The sequence below is a fragment of the Bacillus sp. ChL18 genome (assembly GCF_026241425.1).
Lineage (GTDB): Bacteria > Bacillota > Bacilli > Bacillales > Bacillaceae > Bacillus > Bacillus velezensis.
Genome location: NZ_JAPHWE010000001.1, coordinates 1,021,165 through 1,045,569 on the forward strand (window position 1 = coordinate 1,021,165; position 24,405 = coordinate 1,045,569).

A 24,405-nucleotide genomic window follows, 5' to 3' on the forward strand; every position below is an offset into this window, starting at 1 on the left:
AAAATATATAAAATGAGGTGCTCCAATGTCGGTATTTAAAACTCAAGAAACGTACTGGGAAAACCTGTTTGATGAAGAAGACGGCCTAAGCGCATTCCCTTACTTTAAAGCAGCGGATAAAGCATCGTTGGCCCGTACCGGCTACCAGGAAAAATGCATCTGCCGTTCCTTATCTCCGGAAGTATCTCAAAGAATCATGACAATGGCGAATCATTCCGATATGGCCGCCTATCTGATTTTATTGGCGGGTATTGAATGCTTGTTGTATAAATATACGGATCAAACGAGCCTGATTCTTGGCATTCCGACGGTATCGAAGCAAAAAGCCGGCCAGTCAGCCGTTAACAACATTGTTCTCTTGAAAAATACGCTTTCAAACGAGAGCACATTTAAAACCGTATTCGGGCAGCTGAAAGAAGCCGTTAATGATTCTCTGAAAAATCAAAACCTGCCGTTTAGAAAAATGGTCCGGCATCTGAGCGTGCAATACAATGACGAGCATATGCCTCTGATTCATACTGTCGTTTCGCTTAACGAAATTCATTCCTTGCAATTTAAAGAAGATACTGCAACCGATACGCTGTTTCACTTTGACTTGGAGAACAACAGGATTCATTTGAAGCTTTTTTATAACGGCAATCTGTACGATGAGCGCTATATCAATCAAATTGTATCCCATTTGGATCAGCTGCTGTCTGTGATTCTGTTTCAGCCTCAAGCCGCGATCCATACGGCAGAGATCTTACCGGAAGCGGAAAAACAGAAGCTATTGTTTGATTTTAATGACACCGTCAGAGATTTCTCCGGGAGCAGAACAGTCTATCAATTATTTGAAGAGCAGGCAGAAAGAACGCCTGAGCATACGGCCGTCAAGTTTAAAAACGACCATTTGACGTACAGGGAACTGAATGAGAAGGCGAGCCGTTTGGCAAGAACATTGCGTAATAGCGGAGTTCAACCCGATACGTTAGTCGCCATTCTCGCTGATCGTTCTTTAGAGATGATCGTATCCATTATAGCTGTTTGGAAGGCAGGGGGCGCTTATGTGCCCCTGGATCCTGAATATCCAAAAGAGCGGCTTCAATATTTGCTTCATGATGCGGATGCAGACGTTCTCCTTGTTCAGCAACATTTAAAAAACAGTCTCGCCTTTGACGGCCCGGTGATTGATTTGAATGATGAAACATCATACCATGCCGATTGCTCATTGTTATCACCAGCAGCGGGACACAGCCATTTAGCCTATGTCATTTATACGTCGGGTACAACAGGAAAGCCGAAAGGAGTCATGGTTGAACACGGCGGCATTGTGAATTCGCTCCAATGGAAGAAGGCGTTTTTCAAGCATTCTCCGGCGGATCGCGTGCTTGTCTTGTACCCGTATGTTTTTGATGCGTTCATTTTAAACTTCTTCGGCCCGCTCATCTCAGGAGCAACTTTGCACCTTTTGCCTAATGAAGAGAATAAAGAAACTTTCGCCATTCAAAATGCCATAAAACAAGAGAGAATTACTCATTTTTCAACTTCTCCCCGTCTTCTGAAAACGATGATTGAACAGATGAACAGAGAGGACTTCATCCATGTTCAGCATGTTGTTGTAGGCGGTGAGCAGCTGGAAACAGATACAGTTGAGAAGCTGCATTCTCTGCAGCCTCGCATTCGGATCAATAATGAATACGGACCGACAGAAAACAGCGTGGTATCTACATTTCATCCTGTTCAGTCCGCTGATGAACAGATCACAATCGGCAGCCCGGTGGCCAACCATCAAGCTTATATTTTAGGAGCGCACCATCAAATCCAGCCGATCGGCGTACCGGGAGAACTGTATGTCGGAGGAGCGGGAGTGGCCCGCGGCTACCTCAATCGGCCTGAATTAACGGAGGAAAAATTTGTGGAGCATCTGCATGTCCCTGGTCAAAAGATGTATAAGACAGGGGATCTCGCCAGATGGCTGCCAGATGGACGGATTGAATATTTAGGGCGGATTGATCATCAAGTGAAAATTCGCGGCTACCGGATTGAGATCGGCGAGGTAGAGGCAGCCATGTTCAATCTGGAAAACGTTCGTGAAGCCGCAGTCGTCGCGCGGGAAGACGCAGACGGGGCCAAACAATTGTATGCCTATTATGTCGGCGAGCCTTCTTTGACCGCTGCGCAGTTCAGAGAAGACTTATCCCGGGAACTGCCGAATTATATGATTCCCTCCCGCTTTATCCCTTTGGAACGCATTCCGCTCACTTCCAATGGGAAGATTGATCTGAAAGCTTTGCCTGCTGCTGACGAAAATACGCGGGCGGAAAACGAATACATAGCCCCGCGGAATACAATAGAAGAACTGCTGGCGTCCATCTGGCAAGAAGTATTAGGAGCAGAACGTATAGGAATTCTGGATAATTTCTTTGATTTTGGCGGAGATTCGATTAAATCAATTCAGGTGTCATCCAGATTGTATCAAGCCGGATACAAGGTTGATATGAAGCATTTGTTTAAACACCCCTCGATTGCTGAACTTAGTCAGTTTGTAGCGCCGGTCAGCAGGGTGGCTGATCAAGGAGAAGTGAATGGCGGAACCAAGCTGACCCCGATACAGCATTGGTTTTTTGAGCAAAAAATGCCGCATGCACACCATTACAATCAGGCCGTCATGTTATATTCGGCGGAAGGCTTTAAAGAGGGCCCGCTTCGCCGGACGATGGAACGGATCGCGTCGCATCACGATGCCTTAAGGATGATTTTTGAAAAAACGCCGGATGGATACGCTCCGCGAATTACAGGAACAGATGAAAGTGAACTATACCATCTGGAAGTGATGAATTATAAAGGGGAAACCGATCCGGCTCAAGCGATTGCCAATAAAGCGAATGAGATTCAAAGCAGCATGGTATTAGACAAAGGGCCATTGATGAAGCTCGGTTTGTTCCAATGTCCGGACGGAGATCATTTGCTGATTGCAATTCATCATTTGCTGATTGACGGAGTATCCTGGCGTATTTTACTCGAAGATTTTGCAAGCGGATATGAGCAGGCAGAACGCGGACAAACGATCCAGCTCCCGCAAAAAACAGACTCGTTTCCATTCTGGGCCGATCAATTGTCCAAATATGCGGCGGAAACCGATATGGAAGAGGAGATTGCGTATTGGACTGAGCTTTCAAGTATAAAGCCTCAGCCATTGCCTAAGGACACTATCAGCGAAGGATCGTTATTAAGAGACAGCGAAGAAGTGACGATTCAATGGACAAAAGAGGAAACGGAGCAATTATTAAAACATGCGAACCGCACCTACAACACGGATATCAACGATCTGCTGCTGACTTCGTTAGGGCTGGCTGTTCACAAGTGGACAGGCACGGAAGACATTGTCGTGAATTTGGAAGGCCACGGGAGAGAACCGATTATTCCGGATGCTGACATTTCCCGCACGATAGGATGGTTCACAAGCCAGTACCCTGTCGTCCTGAGGATGGAAGCCGGAAAAAACCTGTCGCAGCGGATCAAGATCGTAAAAGAAGGGCTGCGCCGTATCCCTGACAAAGGAATGAATTACAGCATCATCAAATATATATCCGGGCATCCGGAAGCCGACAGCCTGCAGCTGAATCCGGAGATATCGTTTAACTATTTGGGACAATTTGACCAAGACCTGAAGCACCAGGCTTTACGCATCTCGCCTTTTTCCACAGGGTTATCAATGAACGAAAACCAAGAGAGAACGGCCGTGCTTGATTTGAACGGCATGATTGCCGAAGGGACATTATCACTGACACTGAGCTACAGCAGCAAACAATACGAAAGATCTACTATGGCGCAATTTGCCCGGGGGTTGAAAGAAAGTCTGCAAGAAGTCATTGCGCATTGCGTAAGCCGGCAGCAGACTTCCCTCACACCAAGTGACATCCTGTTAAAAGATATCTCAATCGACGAACTGGAACAGCTTTTGGAGCAGACGCGTGAATTAGGCGAAGCGGAAAATATTTATCCATTAACGCCGATGCAGAAGGGCATGCTGTTTCACAGCTTATTTGATCCGAATTCAGGTGCTTATTTTCAGCAAACGATGTTTGATCTGCATGGAGACCTGGAGATTGATTCATTTTCAAAAAGCTTGGACGGCTTATCGCAAAAATATGATATTTTCCGCACGAATTTTTACAGAGGCTGGAAGGATCAGCCGCTCCAAATCATATTCAAAACGAAAAAAATCGGTTTTCAATTCAATGACATACGAGAGATGAAGGAATCACAAAAAGAAGCGATGATTCAGGAATATGCCAGAGAAGATAAGATGCGGGGGTTCGACTTAGAAAAAGGCGCGTTAATGCGGTTATTCATCCTTCGTACGGATGAAAAGACATACCGTTTTATCTGGAGTTTCCACCATATTTTGATGGACGGCTGGTGCCTGCCGCTTATTACAAAAGAAATATTCGAGAATTACTTTGCCTTGCTTCAGCAAAAGCAGCCTGAACAATCATCAATTACTCCATACAGTCAATATATTGAATGGCTCGGCCGGCAAGATGCGAAAGAGGCCGCGGCTTATTGGGATCAGTACTTGGAGGGATATGAGGAGCAAACCGGCCTTCCTAAAGATCACCATGCAGCGGAAGACGGACGATACGTTCCTGAAAAAGTGACGTGTGACATAAGCTCCGATCTCACTTCGAAAATGAAGCGGACGGCAGGCAAGCATCATGTCACGCTGAACACGCTGCTGCAGACGGCATGGGCGGTTTTGCTGCAGAAATATAACCGTAGCCGGGACGTTGTGTTTGGAAGTGTTGTATCCGGAAGACCTGCTGGAATTCCAAACGTGGAAACCATGATCGGCTTATTCATTAACACCATTCCCGTCCGGTTCCGATGTGAAGCCGGGACAACGTTTGCTGAGCTTATGAAAGAGGCGCAGGAAAGGGCTGTAGCGTCTCAACAATTTGAGACGTACCCGCTGTACGATATTCAAGCGCGTACAACGCAAAAGCAAGATTTAATTACACATTTAATGATATTCGAAAATTATCCGGTTGATCAGTATATGGAAAGTATAGGCAGTCAGAACGGAACATCCATCAAAATTTCCAACGTACAAATGGAAGAACAGACCAACTACGATTTTAATTTGACCGTTATACCGGGCGACGAGATGAACATCTCTTTTGAATACAATGCAAATGTGTATGATCGGGCAAGCATAGAGCGGGTTCGGGAACATTTCATGCAAATCCTGCATCAAGTCGTGACAAATGCGGATATCCGGGTGGATCAAGCGGAATTGTTAACGGAAGGCGAAAGAAGAACCCTTCTGCAGACGCTGAATGACACGGCCGCGCCGTTCCCGCAGACGCCGGTTCATCAACTATTTGAAGAGCAATCGCAGCGTACGCCCGATCAAGCAGCCGTCATTGATAAGGACAGGCAGCTCACGTACGGAGAGCTCAATAAGCGGGCCAACCGACTGGCGCGAACGTTAAGAGCGAAAGGAGTGCAGACGGATCAGCCTGTAGCCATCATCACAAGAAACAGCATCGAATCGGTGGTCGGAATCCTTGCCGTTTTAAAATCAGGCGGAGCCTATGTCCCTATAGATACGGAATATCCGCAAGACCGCATCCGGTATATGCTGGATGACTCCCAAGCCGGAATCGTTTTAATGCAGCGGGACGTCAGGAAACAGCTTGCCTATGAAGGCGCCACGGTTTTACTTGATGATGAAAGTTCTTATCACCAAGATGACTCTGACCTTGCTCCGATAAATGATGCGAGCCATTTGGCATATATCATTTATACGTCAGGTTCCACAGGCCGGCCAAAAGGCGTACTAATCGAGCACCGAGGCTTGACCAATTATATTTGGTGGGCGAAAGAAGTTTATGTAAAAGGCGAGAAAGCCAACTTCCCATTGTATTCGTCCATTTCTTTTGATCTGACGGTGACTTCTATTTTCACGCCGCTTGTCACAGGCAATGCAATCATCGTCTATGACGGAGAGGATAAAACAGCTCTGCTTGAATCGATTGTGCGGGACCCGAGGGTGGATATCATTAAATTGACCCCGGCCCATTTGCAGGTTCTGAAAGAAATGAACATTGCCGATCAAACGGCTGTCAGAAGAATGATTTTGGGCGGGGAAAACTTAAGCACCCGGTTAGCCCGCAGCATTCATGAACAGTTCGAAGGCCGGATTGAAATATGCAATGAGTACGGACCGACGGAAACCGTTGTCGGCTGCATGATTTACCGTTACGATGCCGCAAAGGACAGACGGGAATCGGTACCGATCGGAACCGCTGCGGCAAACACGAGCATTTACGTTCTTGATGAAAATATGAAACCCGCACCGATCGGAGTGCCGGGAGAGATCTATATCAGCGGCGCCGGTGTGGCTAGAGGATATTTAAACCGTCCCGAATTAACGGCAGAGAAATTTGTCGATGACCCGTTTGAACCCGGAGCGAAGATGTATAAGACCGGAGATTTGGCGAAGTGGCTGGCGGACGGAAACATTGAATATGCGGGCAGAATAGATGAACAAGTGAAAATCAGAGGCTATCGTATCGAATTAGGCGAGATCGAGGCGGCACTGCTTCAAGAAGAAGCGATCAAGGAAGCTGTCGTTACAGCCAGAGAGGACGTCCACGGGTTTAAACAATTGTGTGCATATTACGTGAGCGGCGGGCAAACAACGGCAGCCCAGCTCAGGAAACAATTGTCTCAAACCCTTGCAAGTTATATGGTTCCGGCTTATTTTATCGAGCTTGATGAAATGCCTTTAACTTCTAACGGAAAAATAAACAGAAAAGGGCTGCCGGCTCCGGATTTCGAACTGCAGGACAGAGCAGAGTATAAAGCTCCCCGATCAAAAGCGGAAGAAATATTAGTTTCTGCCTGGGAATCGGTATTAGGCGCTGAAAACGTCAGTATTCTTGATAATTTCTTTGACCTTGGCGGAGATTCTATTAAATCCATTCAAGTATCCTCCAGATTAAATCAGCAAGGATACAAAATGGAAATCAAAGACTTGTTTCAATATGCAACAGTTGCTGAATTGAGTCCGCATATCAAGCAGAATCTGCGTATAGCCGATCAAGGTGAGGTCAAAGGAAAAGTCAGCCTGACTCCTATTCAGCATTGGTTTTTCGAACAAACAACAACAGATCAGCATTATTATAATCAAGCCGTCATGCTGCATGCGCCGGAAGGTTTTCAGGAAACGCAGCTTCGTCAAACCCTGCAAAAGCTTGCTGAACATCACGATGCGCTCCGCATGACGTTCCGGACTACGGAAAATGGCTGCGAGGCACAGAATGAAGAAATCGCCCAAAGCGGACTGTACCGCTTAGAAGTCCTGAATCTGAAAGAAGATCCCGATCCGGGGCGTACAATTGAAGCCAAGGCTGATGAGATACAAAGCAGTATGCGTTTAAGTGATGGGCCGTTAATGAAAGCCGGGTTGTTTCAATGCGCAAATGGAGATCATCTGCTCATTGCCATCCATCATTTGATTATAGACGGGATTTCATGGCGCATTTTACTGGAAGATATCGTTAGCGGCTACAAGCAAGCCGAGAACGGGCGAGTGATTCAACTGCCGCAAAAAACAGACTCTTTCCAATTATGGGCTAAGAGACTGTCAGAATACGCGCAAAGTGAAACCATAAAACAAGAACAGGAATATTGGACAAAGATCGAACAAACCGAAGTCAAACCGCTGCCTAAAGATTTTCATGAAACCCATACAACTGCAAAAGACAGTGAAACAGCAACTGTGGAATGGACGAAAGAGGAAACGGAGCTGCTATTAAAACAAGCGAATCGCGCTTATAACACGGAAATAAACGATTTGCTTTTAACTTCTCTCGGTCTTTCCATATCGCATTGGTCAGGACTGGAACAAATTCCGATTCATTTAGAGGGACACGGCCGAGAACAGATTATACAAGATGTAGATATCTCCCGCACGGTCGGGTGGTTTACAAGTCTGTATCCGGTTGTGCTGCACGCGCAGCCGGGCAAAGAAATCTCTGATTATATCAAGACGACCAAAGAAGGATTGCGCCAAATTCCGCATAAAGGGATCGGATATGGAATAGCAAGGTACTTAAGCGGCGGAATGCCATCGAAACTCAATCCTGAGATCAGCTTTAACTACCTTGGACAGTTTGATCAAGATTTACAGCAGCATGGGGTTCAATTATCTTCTTATTCTTGCGGTTCAGACTCAAGCGGAAATCAAGAAAGACTGTATGTATTGAATATAAACGGAATGATCACAGAGGGCCGGCTGAAGCTTACGATCAGCTACAGCAGCAAACAGTACGCAAAAGAAACGATCATGCGGTTATCGGAAACGATTCAAAGCCGCCTGCGGACCATCATTACGCATTGCGTTCATAAAGAACAATCGGAACTGACGCCAAGCGATATTTTGTTAAAGGGCATGTCCATTGACAAATTGGATCAGCTCCTCATTCAACTGCCGCATGCAGGTGAGGTTGAAAACGTGTATCCGCTCACTCCGATGCAGAAAGGAATGCTCTTCCACAGCCTGCTGGACGAGGCCTCAAGTTCTTATTTTGAACAAGCATCGTTTGATTTGCAGGGAGAGTTAAAGATTGATTGGTTTAAAGCAAGCCTTGAACGATTATTTGAAACATACGCCGTGCTCAGAACCCGTTTTTACAGCGGCTGGAACGATACTCCTTTACAAATTGTCTATAAAACGCAAACACCGCAAATTCATTTTGCAGATTTGCGTGATAGAGAGGAGCACCTACGCGAGGATGCAATCGCAGCCTATCAAAGAGAAGATAAGGCAAAAGGATTTGACTTGGCTCTGGATCCGCTGATGCGCATAGCGATTTTCCGGATGGAAGACCGCAAATATCATTTGATTTGGAGCTTCCATCATATTGTGATGGATGGCTGGTGCCTGTCTCTTATCACGAAGGAAGTGTTTGATCATTATAGCGCCTTACAGGAAGGCAGGGAACCAGAACCGTCATTGGCAGCTCCTTACAGCGACTATATCGAGTGGCTTGACCGCCAAGATCAGGGAGCGGCAAAGCGGTACTGGAGCGGGTATCTTGAAGGATATAAAGGTGAAACCACGCTTCTTCATAAAATAGCGCAGCATGAACAAAAAGAATACGCTTATGCCAATGTGATCTGCCAATTTAATCACGAACAGACAAAACAATTACAGCAGATCGCAAATCAGCATCAGGTTACATTAAATACGTTGATCCAAACGTTATGGGGAGTATTATTACAGAAATACAGCGGGTCCGCAGACGTTGTCTTCGGCAGTGTCGTGTCGGGAAGGCCGGCGGAAATTCCTGATGTGGAACAGATGATCGGCCTGTTCATCAATACGATTCCTGTCCGCATCCGCTGCGATGAGGACAGCACTTTTGCTGATACGATGCAAATGGTTCAACAAAACGCGCTTGCTTCCCAATCGTACGATACCTATCCTTTATACGAAATTCAGGCCCAAACGGAACAAAAGCAAAACTTAATTGATCATATCATGATCTTTGAAAATTATCCGATAGGGCAGCAAGTTGAAGAGGGCCATGATGCTGCGGATTTAAATATCGTGAATTTCCATATAGAAGAACACACCCATTACGATTTTAATGTAGTTGTCATCCCTGGCGAACAACTCACCGTTCATTTTAGTTTTAACCGAAATGAATATGAACAATCAGAGGCAGAGCGGATTCGCGGACATTTTGAACAGCTTATGCAGCAAGTATTGCAGCTGCCGTCTGTCAAAATAGAAGAAATGGAACTTCTGACGCAGCAAGAAAAAGAACAGCTGCACAGCCGTTTTCAGTCTAACGAAATGCATTACCCACGTGAACAAACGATTCATCAGCTGTTCGAGGAACAAGCACTCCGGACGCCGGACCATGAGGCGGTTATATTCGAGGAGCAGCGTATGACATACCTTGAGTTAAATGAACGGGCCAATCAACTAGCACGCACTTTACGAGCTGAAGGCCTACAGGCCGACCAGCTTGTTGCGATCATGGCTGAGCGTTCTCTAGAAATGATGGTCGGGATTTATGCAATTCTGAAAGCGGGAGGCGCTTATGTGCCTATCGACCCGGATTACCCGGAGGAACGCATCCGCTACATCCTTGAAGATTCAGGAGCGACCCTGCTGCTGTCACAGCGTCACGTGAAAGAACGGGTTGCTTTTGCAGGAACGGTCATCGATCTCGATGATACTTCCGTTTACGATGATGACGTTTCTAACTTGGAGCCGCTGTCCGGTGCGGGCGATAGGGCATATGTAATCTACACGTCCGGATCGACCGGCAAGCCCAAGGGGGTTATGGTTGAACATCGTCCGGTTATAAACCGGTTGATGTGGATGCAAAAGGCTTATCCGATCGACAGCGGCGATACGATTTTACAAAAGACAGCGATCACCTTCGACGTCTCGGTATGGGAGCTGTTCTGGTGGGCTTTGACCGGTGCGAAGGTGTGCCTGCTTCCGCTCGGCGGAGAGAAAGACCCTGAAGTGATTTGGAACACAATAGAAGAGCAAAGTATCACGACAATGCATTTCGTCCCGGCGATGCTGCACGCCTTCCTGAAGTTTGCGGAAACACAGACGGCGAGCGGACAGACAAGCAAGCTGCGTACGTTGCGGCAAGTGTTTGCAAGCGGCGAGGCATTAATGCCGGCACATACGTCAAGATTTCATCGCCTTATTACGCCTGTGAACGGCGCCCAACTGATCAACCTGTACGGCCCGACTGAAGCAACGGTCGATGTGTCGTACTTCAACTGCGAAGCGAACCAAGCGTATGCATCAGTACCGATCGGCAAGCCGATCTCGAATATACAGCTGTATATGATGGCACCGGGATCAATGCGTCTACAGCCAGTCGGAGTACCGGGAGAGCTTTGTATCGCAGGCGACGGACTGGCGAGAGGGTACCTGAACCGTCCGGAGCTGACTGCGGAGAAGTTCGCGGATCATCCGTTCGAACCCGGCAAACGGATGTACCGGACGGGCGATCTGGCGAGATGGCTGCCGGACGGTAACATCGAATATTTGGGCCGGATCGATCATCAGGTGAAAATTCGAGGATACAGGATCGAACTCGGCGAGGTGGAAGCTCAGCTCTTAAAGATAGAGTCGGTACAGGAAGCAGTAGTCACCGCTCTTGAAGACGGAGACGGAGAAAAACAGCTATGCGCATACTTTTCAGCGAACACCGAGCTGATGGTGAGCGAGCTGCGAATAGCGCTGTCGCAGGAACTGCCGGGGTATATGATCCCGTCGTACTTTATCCAACTGGAGCGTTTGCCGTTAACGGCAAACGGAAAAGTCGACCGCAAAGCATTGCCGGCACCAGAAGGAGGCGTGCAAACGGGGGGCGAATACGTTGCTCCCCGTACAGCGGCGGAAGCGCAGGTGGCGCATATCTGGCAAGAGGTGCTTGGACTTCCGCGTATCGGCGTGAAAGACAACTTCTTCGACATCGGCGGTCACTCGCTGCGGGCAACGACTCTGACGGCGAAGCTGCACAAAGAGATGGGGGTCAGCCTGCCGCTGCGGGAAGTGTTCCGATCGCCAACAATTGAAGAAATGGCAGAAACGATTACCGGAATGAAACACACGGCATATACATCTATCCCGGCCGTTGAAGCAAAAGAATACTATGCCGTCTCCTCGGCGCAGAAACGGCTGTACATTTTGAATCAGCTGAAAGGCGGAGAGCTGAGCTACAACATGCCGAGTGTCATGAGAGCCGATGGAGCTCTGGATCGGGAACTTGTCGAGAAGGCGATCCGCAAGCTGATTCAGCGCCATGAAACGCTGCGTACCGGCTTTGAACTAATAGATGGAGAACCGGTGCAGCGGATTTATGACGACGTCCAATTTGCAGTGGAATTCACTCAGGCGAAAGAAGAACAGGCGGAAGCCCTCGTTCATGGATTTGTGCGGGCATTTGACTTGGAGAAAGCGCCGCTGCTGCGGGTAGGACTGATCGAGCTTGCAAAAGACCGCCATTTGCTGCTGTTTGACATGCATCATATCATTTCAGACGGCGTATCTATCAAGAATTTGATTGAAGAGTTCGTTTCATTATATGAAGGAAAAGAATTGCCGCCATTAAGGGTTCAGTATAAAGATTATGCGGCGTGGCAGCTGTCGGATATGCAAAGCGAACGGATGAAGAAACAGGAAGCGTACTGGCTGGATGTGTTCAGCGGAGAGGTTCCGGTGCTTGATATGCCAACCGACTACGGAAGACCGGCTGCGCGGAGCTTTGAAGGAGGACAAATCGAGTTTGTTATCGGACCGGAGTTGACGGAACAGCTGAAAGGCTTGGCGGTGAAGAGCGAAAGCACGCTGTACATGGTGCTGCTGGCTGCTTATACGACCATGCTTGCCAAATACAGCGGGCAAGAAGACATCGTAGTAGGCAGCCCGATTGCCGGAAGAACCCATTCGGATTTGGAAAGCTTAATCGGCATGTTCGTGGGCACGCTGGCGATACGAACGAATCCGGTCGGAGAAAAAACATTCCGGGAATACGTGCAGGAAGTCAAAGAGCATACATTAAAAGCGTACGAAAACCAGGAGTATCCATTCGACGAACTGGTGGACAAGCTGAATGTGTCCCGGGATTTCAGCCGCCATCCGCTGTTTGACACGATGTTCATATGGCAAAACACAGAACGGGGAGAATTGAGCCTCGATGATGTGCGTTTTACCCCTTATCCGGACAACCATGCGATGGCGAAGTTCGACCTGACGTTCCAAGCGGCAGAAAATGAAGACGGAATTACAGGTATGATCAGTTACGCGTCAGCGCTGTACAAGCAGGAAACTGCGGAACGCATGGCAAAGCACTTCATCCAATTGATCGAGGAGATTGCGAATGACCCGCAGGCGCCGCTTTCATCGATGGAGATGATCACCGCGAAGGAGAAAGAGCAGATTGTGGAGAGATGGGGTCAACCGGCGATAGACTGCCCAAGGGACAAAACAATTCACCAATTGTTCGAGGAGCAGGCGGAGCGCACGCCGGAACATACAGCCGCAGTTTACGAGAAAAGCCGATTCACATACCGTGAGCTGAATGAGCGGACCAACCGCCTGGCGCGGATTTTAAGAAGCGAAGGCGTGCAGCCTGACCAGCCTGTGGGTATTCTGGCAGAACGTTCTCTGGAAATGATCGTGGGGATTATGGCGATCCTGAAAGCCGGGGGCGCGTATGTGCCGATGGATCCGGACAGCCCGCAGGAACGCATCCGCTATATTCTGGAGGATTCAGGAGCAAAGGTTCTGCTGGCACAGCCCCATTTACAAGATCGTGTATCGTTTGCCGGAGAGATTTTACTGCTGAATGACGAACGAATGAACAGCGGGGACGGCTCGAATCTGGTGACGGCAGCCGGACCGGATCACTTGGCGTATGTGATTTACACATCAGGCACAACCGGCAAGCCAAAAGGCACGCTGATTGAGCATCGCCAGGTCCTTCATTTGATGGAGGGGCTCCGCGGACAAGTGTACGGTGCTTATGATTTGGGATTGCGTGTGTCTCTGTTGGCACCGTACTATTTCGACGCATCGGTCAAGCAAATTTTCGCGGCACTGTTAGGGGGACATGCACTGTATATCGTCCCTAAAGCATCAGTATCAGACGGTTATGCCTTGTCAAACTATTATCGCACCCACCGCATTGACGTAACAGACGGAACACCTTCACATTTGCAATTGCTTATCGCTGCAGACAGCCTTCATGGGGTAACGATCCGGCACATGCTTATTGGAGGAGAGGCGCTCCCGCAGGCGACGGTGGCGCAATTGCTTGAATTGTTCGCATCGAACGGGTCATCAATGCCGCTCATAACCAATGTATACGGTCCGACGGAAACCTGTGTGGATGCATCGGTCTTTCATATCATACCGGGGACATTGGCATCCGCTGACGACGGCGGTTACGTGCCGATCGGCAAACCGCTGGGCAACAACCGTGTGTATATTGTTGATTCCCATGATCGGATGCTGCCTATAGGTGTAAAGGGTGAGCTGTGCATCGCCGGAGACGGAGTAGGACGAGGGTATCTGAACTTGCCTGAATTAACGGGTGAAAAGTTTGTGGCCGATCCGTTTGTAATCGGAGAGCGGATGTATAAAACAGGCGACCTTGCCCGTTACCTGCCGGATGGAAACATTGAATATGCCGGAAGAAAGGATCATCAGGTTAAAATTCGCGGTTACCGGATCGAACTTGGCGAGGTGGAAGCCGCTCTTCTCAACATCGATCATGTACAAGAAGCGGTGATCCTGGCCAGAGAAAATGCAGAGGGGCAAAGCGATTTGTATGCCTATTTTACAGGGGAGAAGTCACTGCCGATCAATCAGCTTAAAGAAAAACTCTCCGATCAAATACCAGGCTACATGGTTCCTCCATACCTGATGCAACTGGAGCAAATGCCGTTAACCTCCAATGGAAAAGTGAATCGCAGCGCGTTACCGCTGCCTGAAGCAGGTTTGCAGACCGGGATTGACTATGTTGCTCCAAGGACAAAGCCGGAAGAGCAGCTGGTTCACATCTGGAAAGAAGTATTGAAGGTAGAACAAGTCAGCGTCAAAGATAACTTTTTCGATCTCGGCGGGCATTCGTTACGGGGGATGACGCTCGTTACCAAGATCCATAAGCAATTCGACAAAAGCATTTCATTGAGAGAAGTGTTTCAATACCCGACGATTGAAGAAATGGCGAGGGTCATTGCAGGTGCGGAAACCAGCGGACCGGATGAAATCCCTGTTGCAGAAGCCAAAGATGTTTATCCTGTATCTTCTGTGCAAAAGATGGTTTACCTGTCTACACAAATTGAAGGCGGAGAACTAAGTTACAACATGCCGGGGATTTTGACATTGGAAGGCAGGATGGACATGAATCGTTTACAATCTGCGTTCCAAAGTCTGATCCAGCGCCATGAATCGCTACGAACCGGATTTGAAATGATCCGCGGAGAGCTGGTGCAGGTAATCAAGCCGCAGACGGATTTCTCTATAGAAAGGTACAAAGCAGCTGATGAAGAGGTCGAGGAGCTGTTCCGCAATTTCGTGCGGCCTTTCGATCTCAGTCAGGCTCCATTGCTTCGGGCCGGACTCATCGAATTAGAACAGGACAGATATGTTTTCATGTTTGACATGCATCATATCGTTTCAGACGGCGCTTCTATGAATATTTTTGTTGAAGAACTGATTCAATTGTATGACGGCAAAGAATTAACCCCGCTCCGGATTCAATACAAAGATTACACTGTATGGCAGCAGCAGGCGGAGCAGAGGGAACGCATCAAGAGGCAGGAGAACTATTGGCTGAACGTATTTCATGAGGAACTCCCGCCATTTGAGCTGCCGAAAGATTTTGCCAGACCGCGAATTCGAAGCTTTGAAGGCAAGCGATACAATTTCGCTCTCGATGAGAACGTGGTCCAGGGTATAAAACAGATGGAAGAATTGACCGGATCGACCGCTTACATGATCTTGCTGTCAGCCTATAACATACTGCTGGCCAAATACAGCGGTCAGGAAGATATCGTCGTCGGTACGCCTATTGCGGGAAGAATGCATGAAGATTTACAGCATATTATCGGGATGTTTGTGAATACGCTGGCCATCCGTACGGCCCCGGCTGGAGAAAAGACCTTTATGGACTATGTAACGGAAACAAAAGAAACGATGCTGAAAGCTTATGAAAATCAAGAATATCCTTTTGAAGAATTAGTTGAGAAATTGGGAGTGAAACGGGACTTAAGCCGTAATCCGTTATTCGATACGATGTTTGTTCTGCAAAATACGGAACAAACGGATATCGAATTGGACTCTCTCGCGGTCAGACCATATGAACAAACAAATACGGCGGCCAAATTTGATTTACAGCTGACCTTCGTGATGAATCCGTACGAGATACAAGGAAGCTTTGAGTACTGCACGAAGCTGTTCAAACAGAAAACCATCGCTACGCTGAGCAAGGATTACGCCATGATTCTGTCGGCGATCATAAAAGACCCATCGATTCCTTTAAAAGAAATTCAATTAAGTGAGAAAGTAAACAAAAGTGAACACTTTGCAAGCGAAATCGAATTGAATTTCTAAAAACGGCCGGTACCGGCTGTCCCCGGCATGGTGTTTTTACGGGGACAGCGGTCAGCCGGCTAAAACTTACTGGAGGGATATTAATGTCAGAATTTAAGCAACAGGAGTTGTTCTGGAGCAGCATGTTCGATGCGGAAGATCGTCCCAGTGCAATCCCTTCGTTTCAAATGTCGGACTCAGCAATAAAGCATGATGCGCCGAGTGCACCCAACCGTATTCACAGTTCATTGAGCTCCGATGTATCCCTGCGCATCATGAAGATGACGAATAAATCGCCAATGGCCGTTTATATGGTTCTCCTGGTTGGAATCGAGTGTCTTTTGTACAAATATACGGGGGAAGAGGGCGTTATTGTAGGTGTACCGACCTTTGAAGACGAAACCGATGAGGACCTTCGTTTAGACCAAGTCATGTTAATCAAACAAAACATAAATGCGGACAGCACGTTTAAATCCATATTTAATGAATTCAAACATAAGCTGAACGGAGCCATCTTACATCAGCACGTTCCTTTCGATAAAATGGCCGGTCCATTAAATCTGAACTACGATTCAAATCATTTGCCAATGATCCATACGATCGTATCACTAGATCAGCTGCACCCCATTCGTTTTATAGAAACGGCTGCTGCTGATACGTTATTTCAGTTTTCCATAGAAAATGATTCGATTCATTTAAAGTTAACTTATAATGAACAAGCTTATGATCGCCAGTATATGATGCAAGTGATCGAACATGTAAACCGGATTTTTTCGATTTTGTTATTCCAACCCGACCTTATAATCCGCCAGCTTAATATTCTGTCAGACTCAGAGACAAATCAACTCATCGCCTATAATCAAACGGCTGCAGAGTATCCAAGAGAAAAAACGATTCATCAATTTTTGGAGGAACAAGCGGAACGTACCCCTGATCAAACGGCTGTTGTCTACGAGGATAGCCGTCTGACGTACCGTGAATTGAATGAAAAGGCGAATCAACTCGCTCGGACACTGCAATCTGAAGGCGTGCAGCCGGATCAGCCGGTCGGGATTATGGCCGAACGCTCCCTGGATATGATTGTAGGGATCTTCGGGATCTTGAAAGCCGGCGGGGCGTATGTACCGATTGACCCGGGCTATCCCGAGGAACGGGTTCGATACATATTGGAGGATTCAGATACGAAGTTGTTACTCGTGCAGAATCAATCGCAAGAGAGAGTACCTTTTACGGGAAAAGTGCTGGATATGAAAGATCCGCAAAACTTTTGTGAAGACGGGTCGAATGTAGAGCCGGCTGCTGGTCCGGATCATCTGGCCTATGTTATTTATACATCGGGTTCAACGGGCAAGCCGAAAGGGGTTATGGTTGAGCACCGGTCGGTCATCAATCGGCTGGTGTGGATGCAGGAAAAATACCGTCTCGATGAGCGGGATGCGATTCTGCAAAAAACTGCGATCACCTTTGATGTATCAGTGTGGGAACTGTTCTGGTGGACGATATCAGGTTCCAGATTGGTTCTGCTGCCAAGCGGAGGAGAAAAGAATCCCGAGCTGATTTTAGATACAATTGCACAAAAAGGCGTCAGCACAATGCATTTTGTACCGGCGATGCTGCATGCCTTCCTGGAATCCATGGATCAGAAGCCAAGCGGGATGTTGAAACAAAAATTAGCGTCATTAAGACATGTGTTTGCAAGCGGGGAGGCTTTGAAGCCTGTACATGTCGCAGGCTTCAAACGCATCATAACGTCGGTGAGCCAGGCTCGAATCATTAACTTGTACGGACCGACTGAGGCAACAATTGATGTATCATACTTTGATTGCCAGACGGAAGAAACATATGCATCGATTCCGATAGGCAAACCGATTTCCAACATTCAATTGTATATATTACATGCTGATTTGGAACATATGCAGCCGACCGGTGTGGCGGGAGAACTGTGCATCGCGGGCGATGGGCTTGCAAGGGGCTACTTGAATCGTCCCGAACTGACGGCCGAGAAGTTTGTAAACCATCCGATTGCATCAGGAGAACGGATATACCGGACGGGAGACTTGGCAAGATGGCTGCCGGACGGCAATATCGAGTATTTGGGCCGGATTGATCACCAGGTGAAAATCCGCGGTTACCGCATTGAAATCGGCGAAGTCGAAGGCGCTTTTTTTCAGCTGCCGGGGATCAAAGAAGCCATCGTTATCGCCCGGGAAATCGATGGGGAAACATCTTTGTGCGCCTATTATACCGCACAACATGCTTTAACTGCAGGCGAGCTCCGTGAAGAGCTGTCCCGGCAGCTTCCATCCTATATGATACCTGCGTATTTCGTTCAGCTGGAAGAGATGCCGCTTACTTTCAACGGGAAAATAGACCGTAAATCCCTTCCTTCTCCAAGAGAGAATCTTACAGGCATGAACTATGAAGCTCCTCAAGCAGAACTGGAAAAAATACTGGCCGCGGTGTGGGAGTCGGTCTTAGGCTTAGAACGGGTCGGAATCTCAGATCATTTCTTCGAATTGGGGGGCGATTCCATTAAGTCGATTCAAGTGTCCTCAAGATTATACCAAGCCGGGTATAAGTTTGAAATCAAACACTTGTTTAAATACCCAACGATCTCCGAGCTTGTTCCATACGTAGAGCCGGTAACCCGAATCGCAGAACAAGGAGAAATTAAAGGCCGGGCGCTGCTGACCCCGATTCAGCATTGGTTTTTTGACCAGAAATACCCGGAATTACACCATTACAATCAAGCGGTTATGCTTTATTGGAAAGAGGGACTGGATGAATCAAAGCTTCGGGACGTCATGAAGAAGATCACAGAGCATCACGATGCTTTGCGCATGGTCTATGTTCCGACAGAAGATGGATATGAAGCCCGAAATCGGGGGATCGATGAAGGTGATCTGTTCAGCCTTGAAGTGATCTCATTACGCGAAGAAAAAAATGTGTCCCAGACGATAGAAACCATTTCCAATGAGATTCAGCAATCCATTCATTTAGCTGAAGGACCGCTCATGAAACTGGGATTGTTCCGGTGTCAAGAGGGAGATCATTTGCTGATTGCAGTTCATCATCTGGTCATCGACGGCGTATCGTGGAGGATTTTACTTGAGGATATAGCGGCAGCTTATGAGCAGCTTCAAAACGGCGAAGCGATCCGGCTTCCGATGAAAACGGACTCTTACCTGTTATGGGCTGAACAGTTGAATCGTTATGCAGAAAGTCAGGAATTCGAAGCGGAAAATCAATACTGGTTCAGACAGAAACATAATCCGCAGTATACATTGCCCAAGGACAATGAACAGGAAACCGGTCTGGCCAAAGACCGGGAAACGGTCATCGTTCAATGGACCGTTGAGGAAACCGAACGTTTATTAAAAAACGCTCACCGGGCTTATTCGACCGATATGAACGATTTATTACTGACCGGTCTGGGAATTGCTATTCATCGTTGGACCGGATATGAAGACATTCTCATTGATCTTGAAGGACACGGCAGAGAGTCTATCATTCCGGATCTCGATATTTCGCGTACGGTGGGATGGTTCACAAGCCTATATCCGGTTTCGCTTCAAATCAAAGCTGATCAGGATATCCCGCAGCGGATTAAAACAGTGAAAGAAAATTTGCGTCAGATCCCCCAAAAAGGAATAGGTTACGGCCTGATCAAATATTTGTCCGATCACCCGAAGGCACATGAATGGACCGGACATCCGGAAATACGTTTCAATTATTTGGGTCAATTTGATCAAGATGTCCGGAACGGCAAGATGGAGGTATCCCCTTACTCAAGCGGGAAAACAGCCAGTGACAATCGTCCCTTGACCTATACACTTGATATCAACGGCATGATTTCAGACGGCCGGTTGTCGCTGGCTATCAGCTATTGCGGTAAACAATATCAAAGAGAAACAATGGAAGCCTGCGCCGATCTCTTAAAAAGCAGCCTGCAGCAAGTCATCGCACATTGTGATGCTCAAGATCAAATTCACCTGACGCCAAGCGATATTTCGTTAAAAGGTATAACGATCGGTGAACTGGATCAATTTGTGCAGCAAACGAGTCATCTCGGTGACATTGAAAATATATACCCATTAACCCCGATGCAGAAAGGAATGTTGTTCCACAGCTTGATCGATTCGGCTTCCGAAGCTTACTTTGAACAAGCCGCTTTTGATCTGAAAGGTTTCTTGGATATCGATGCATTCAGGATGAGTTTGGCGCATCTGGCCGAAAAATATGACATTCTTCGGACTCTTTTTTATACAGAATGGAAAGATCAGCCTTTGCAGATTGTATTCCGGCAAAAGCCGATTGAAACGGCCGTTGAAGATATTCGCAGCATGAACAGTCATCAGCGCAGCGAGTTTATTGCCGATTTTGCAAGAAGAGATAAGGCGCGGGGATTCAATCTCACCCGGGATGCTTTAATGCGCGTATCGATCCTGCGGACAGAGGAAGACCAAGCGCGGTTGATATGGAGCTTTCATCATATTTTAATGGATGGCTGGTGTTTGCCTCTTGTTACGAAAGAAGTGTTTGAAACCTATTATGCGATACTTGAGCAAAGGCAGCCGAAGCGGGGAGCCGTCACCCCATACAGCCGATATATCGAATGGCTGGATCAACAAGATCACAAGCAGGCGTCAGCCTATTGGCGCAACTATTTAGAAGGTTATGAAGGGCAGACTGTTTTGTTACAAGAACAACCTTCCGGCCAGGCGAAAGGATACGAAAAAGGTGAGCATGAGTTTCGTTTAGGAAAGCGGCTCACAGACGAAATCAAACGGGCCGCAAGCCGCCAGCAAGTTACCGTCAATACATGGATACAAACCGCATGGGGCTTATTGCTGCAAAGATACAACGGGAGTCAGGATGTCGTCTTCGGCACGGTCGTATCCGGCAGACCGGCAGAAATTCCGGGAATTGAAACCATGGTCGGTTTATTTATCAATACCATTCCCGTACGTATTCATACGCAGCCTGAAATGACAGCTGCACAAGTATTGAAAATGAACCAGGAGCGGGCACTGGCTTCTCAAAAATATGATACATTTCCGTTGTATGACATTCAGGCTCAAACTGACCAAAAGCAGCAGTTGATCAATCATATTATGGTATTTGAGAATTACCCGGTTGAGAAACAAATAGAACATATGAAGCAGGATGACAACGCATTAGACATTCTCGATTTTCATATGGAAGAACATACTCATTACGATTTTACTTTTATCGTGATGCCGGATGGAGAAATTGACATTCGTTTTGTATACAATCGCGATGTTTATGACCAAGCAAGTGTCGAACGGATGCAGACGCATTTCATGCAAATCATGAAGCAAATGGCGGACGATCAGGAAATTCGCGTTCAAGACCTCGATATCGTAACAGCGGATGAGCGATCGCTCCTGATAGATAAGTTCAACGATACGGCGGCTGAGTATCCAAAGGAAAAGACGATTCATCAATTGTTTGAAGAACAAGCGGAGCAAACGCCGGAGCAAGCGGCGATTGTTTTTGAAGATAAGAAGCTGACGTATCGGTTATTAAATGAACGCGCCAATCAGTTGGCCCGAACCTTGGTTGCCAAAGGACTTCAGGCCGAGGAGCTTGTCGGCATTATGGCGGAACGTTCACCGGAGATGGTGATAGGCATCCTTGCTATTTTGAAAGCCGGGGGCGTTTACGTACCGATCGATCCGGATTATCCGAAAGAACGCATCCATTATATGCTTGAGGATTCTAACGTCTCTATCTTATTATTGCAGCATCATCTTCTGGAAGGTACCGATTATCAAAGTCATACTGTCTTCCTTGACGATCCGTCATCATACGGCGCCGAAGCATCTAATCTCAATCTGAACGTGATGCCAAATCATTTAGCCTACGTTATTTATACATCAGGAACAACGGGGAATCCGAAAGGCACGCTCATTGAACATAAAAACGTGGTTCGTCTGTTATTTAACAACAAAAATGTTTTTGATTTTAATGCATCGGACACTTGGACTTTGTTTCATTCCTTCTGCTTTGACTTTTCAGTATGGGAAATGTACGGAGCGCTGCTGTATGGGGGCAAATTAGTGATTGTTCCGAAACAAATAGCAAAAAACCCGGAAAGGTATTTGCAATTGTTAAAATCGGAAGCTGTGACTATTTTAAATCAAACGCCGAGTTATTTCTATCAACTGATGCAGGAGGAGAGAGCAGATCCCGAATCCAATTTAAACATCCGAAAGATCATATTTGGCGGAGAGGCGTTAAATCCATCCTTCTTGAAAGACTGGAAGCTTAAATATCCTTTAACCCAATTAATCAATATGTACGGCATCACCGAAACCACCGTTCATGTCACATATAAAGAAATCACGGAACGGGAAATCGACGAGGGCAGAAGCAACATCGGACAACCTATTCCTACCCTGCAAGCGTATATTTTGGACGAATATCAGCACATTCAGGTAATGGGCATACCGGGCGAACTCTATGTGGCAGGAGAGGGACTGGCCAGAGGATATTTGAACCGCCCGGAATTAACGGCTGAGAAATTTGTTGAACACCCGTTTGCCGCAGGCGAAAAAATGTACAAAACGGGAGATGTCGCCCGGTGGCTGCCTGACGGCAATATCGAGTATTTGGGAAGAATTGATCATCAGGTGAAAATCCGGGGCTACCGGATTGAAATTGGCGAGGTCGAAGCGGCTTTATTGCAATCGGAATCTGTCAAAGAAGCGGTCGTCATCGCAATTGAAGAAGAGGGCTCAAAGCAGCTGTGCGCCTACTTGTCAGGAGACGATTCATTAAATATGGCGAAGCTGAAGCGTCATTTACTGAACAAACTGCCCGCTTATATGATACCGGCTTACTTTGTCCAAATGGAGAAGATGCCGATAACCGCAAATGGAAAAATCGATCGAAAAGCTTTGCCGGCTCCTGAGGGAAATAGGCTTACTGGAACCGAATACGAAGCGCCCGGAACGTTAATTGAAAAGCAGCTGGCCGAGATATGGAAGAATATTTTAGCTATCAGTGACCCGGGAATTAAAGATAACTTCTTTGACGTTGGCGGCCATTCGCTCAAAGTATTGCAAGTTATTCATCAAATCAACGACCGTATGGGAATCAAAATGCATTATCAAGCCGTATACGATTTCCCTACCATTGAAACAATGGCACGCGCCATACAAGCGGCAGTTTTCGAGTCCAGAACGGATAACGTATTCGTCAAGATGAATCAGAACGGTTCAATCCCTGTGTTCTGTTTCCCGCCTTTAATCGGATACGGGCTGGTCTATAATGAAATGGCGAAAAGACTTGACGGCCGCTGCACCGTCTATGCCGCTGATTTCCTAGAAGAGCCGTCTTACGAGCAAGAGATCGTTGACCGGTATGCAGAAAGCATGATAGGCATTCAGGAACAAGGGCCCTTTGTTTTACTTGGTTACTCCTCGGGGTCGAATTTGGCTTTTGAGGTTGCCAAAGCCTTGGAGAAGCGCGGACGCATCGTATCGGACATTATGATGCTTGATTCTAAAAGAGCCGTTTCGGTGAATTATTTTTCGGAAGAGGAAACCGAAGAGATCATTCATCGGAATCTGGATATCATTCCGGATTATTATAGAGAATTATTAACCATTCCTTCCATTAAGGATAAAATCAGAAGCTATCTCACATATCACAATAAACTGATCAATTCCGGCGCGGTGAACGCCGACATTCATCATTTTCTATGCGGCGAGTTGACCGATAGAGGATGGAAGCAATCAACCGCACAGCATTACCTTGAGTACAAATTAAAAGGAGACCATGTGACGATCTTTGACCCTCACAATATTGAAGAAAATACGGATACAATTCGATCTATTATCAAAAGGATTGAAGAGCGGCATCATCACGGACTTGTTCTTGAAGAACAACTGTCAATGGGATCGTTTGCGGGAGACGCAAAGTTTGACAAAATGTAAATGATCAAGTGTAAAACGCCGCTGGCCTGGTACTCAGCGGCGTTTTTATTAAAAAGGCGAGAGTCATACTCCTGTGTTCGCAAGGCTTACTCCAGAGCCGTTCTCCATGCCCAGTTGTCATCAAATGGTAAAAAAAACATCATACATTTTAAGGAAAAAGGAGGATGTCAAGTTATTAGAAAAAAGTGTAGCGTATGTTTATAGGTACTAGCTCTATTATTGAGTTGCTTAACTGCGGAGTCTGCTTTTTACTGCCGGTACTGCAATTTGTTCTCAGATGGTAAAAGTTCCCTAAATTTAAAGAAAAAGGAG

2 protein-coding genes are annotated in these 24,405 nt (G+C 47.0%); both read left to right on the plus strand.

What is annotated here, in order from left to right:
• Positions 1-25: 25 nt before the first annotated feature.
• Positions 26-16,150, plus strand: a complete 16,125-nt coding sequence (locus OQ477_RS05165) for a non-ribosomal peptide synthase/polyketide synthase (protein ID WP_265971636.1) — start codon at positions 26-28, stop codon at positions 16,148-16,150.
• Between the two features lie 83 nt (positions 16,151-16,233).
• On the plus strand, positions 16,234-24,093 hold the full coding sequence (gene bamC / locus OQ477_RS05170) for a bacillomycin D non-ribosomal peptide synthetase BamC (RefSeq protein WP_265971638.1): 7,860 nt from the start codon (positions 16,234-16,236) through the stop codon (positions 24,091-24,093).
• The last annotated feature ends 312 nt before the right edge of the window (positions 24,094-24,405 follow it).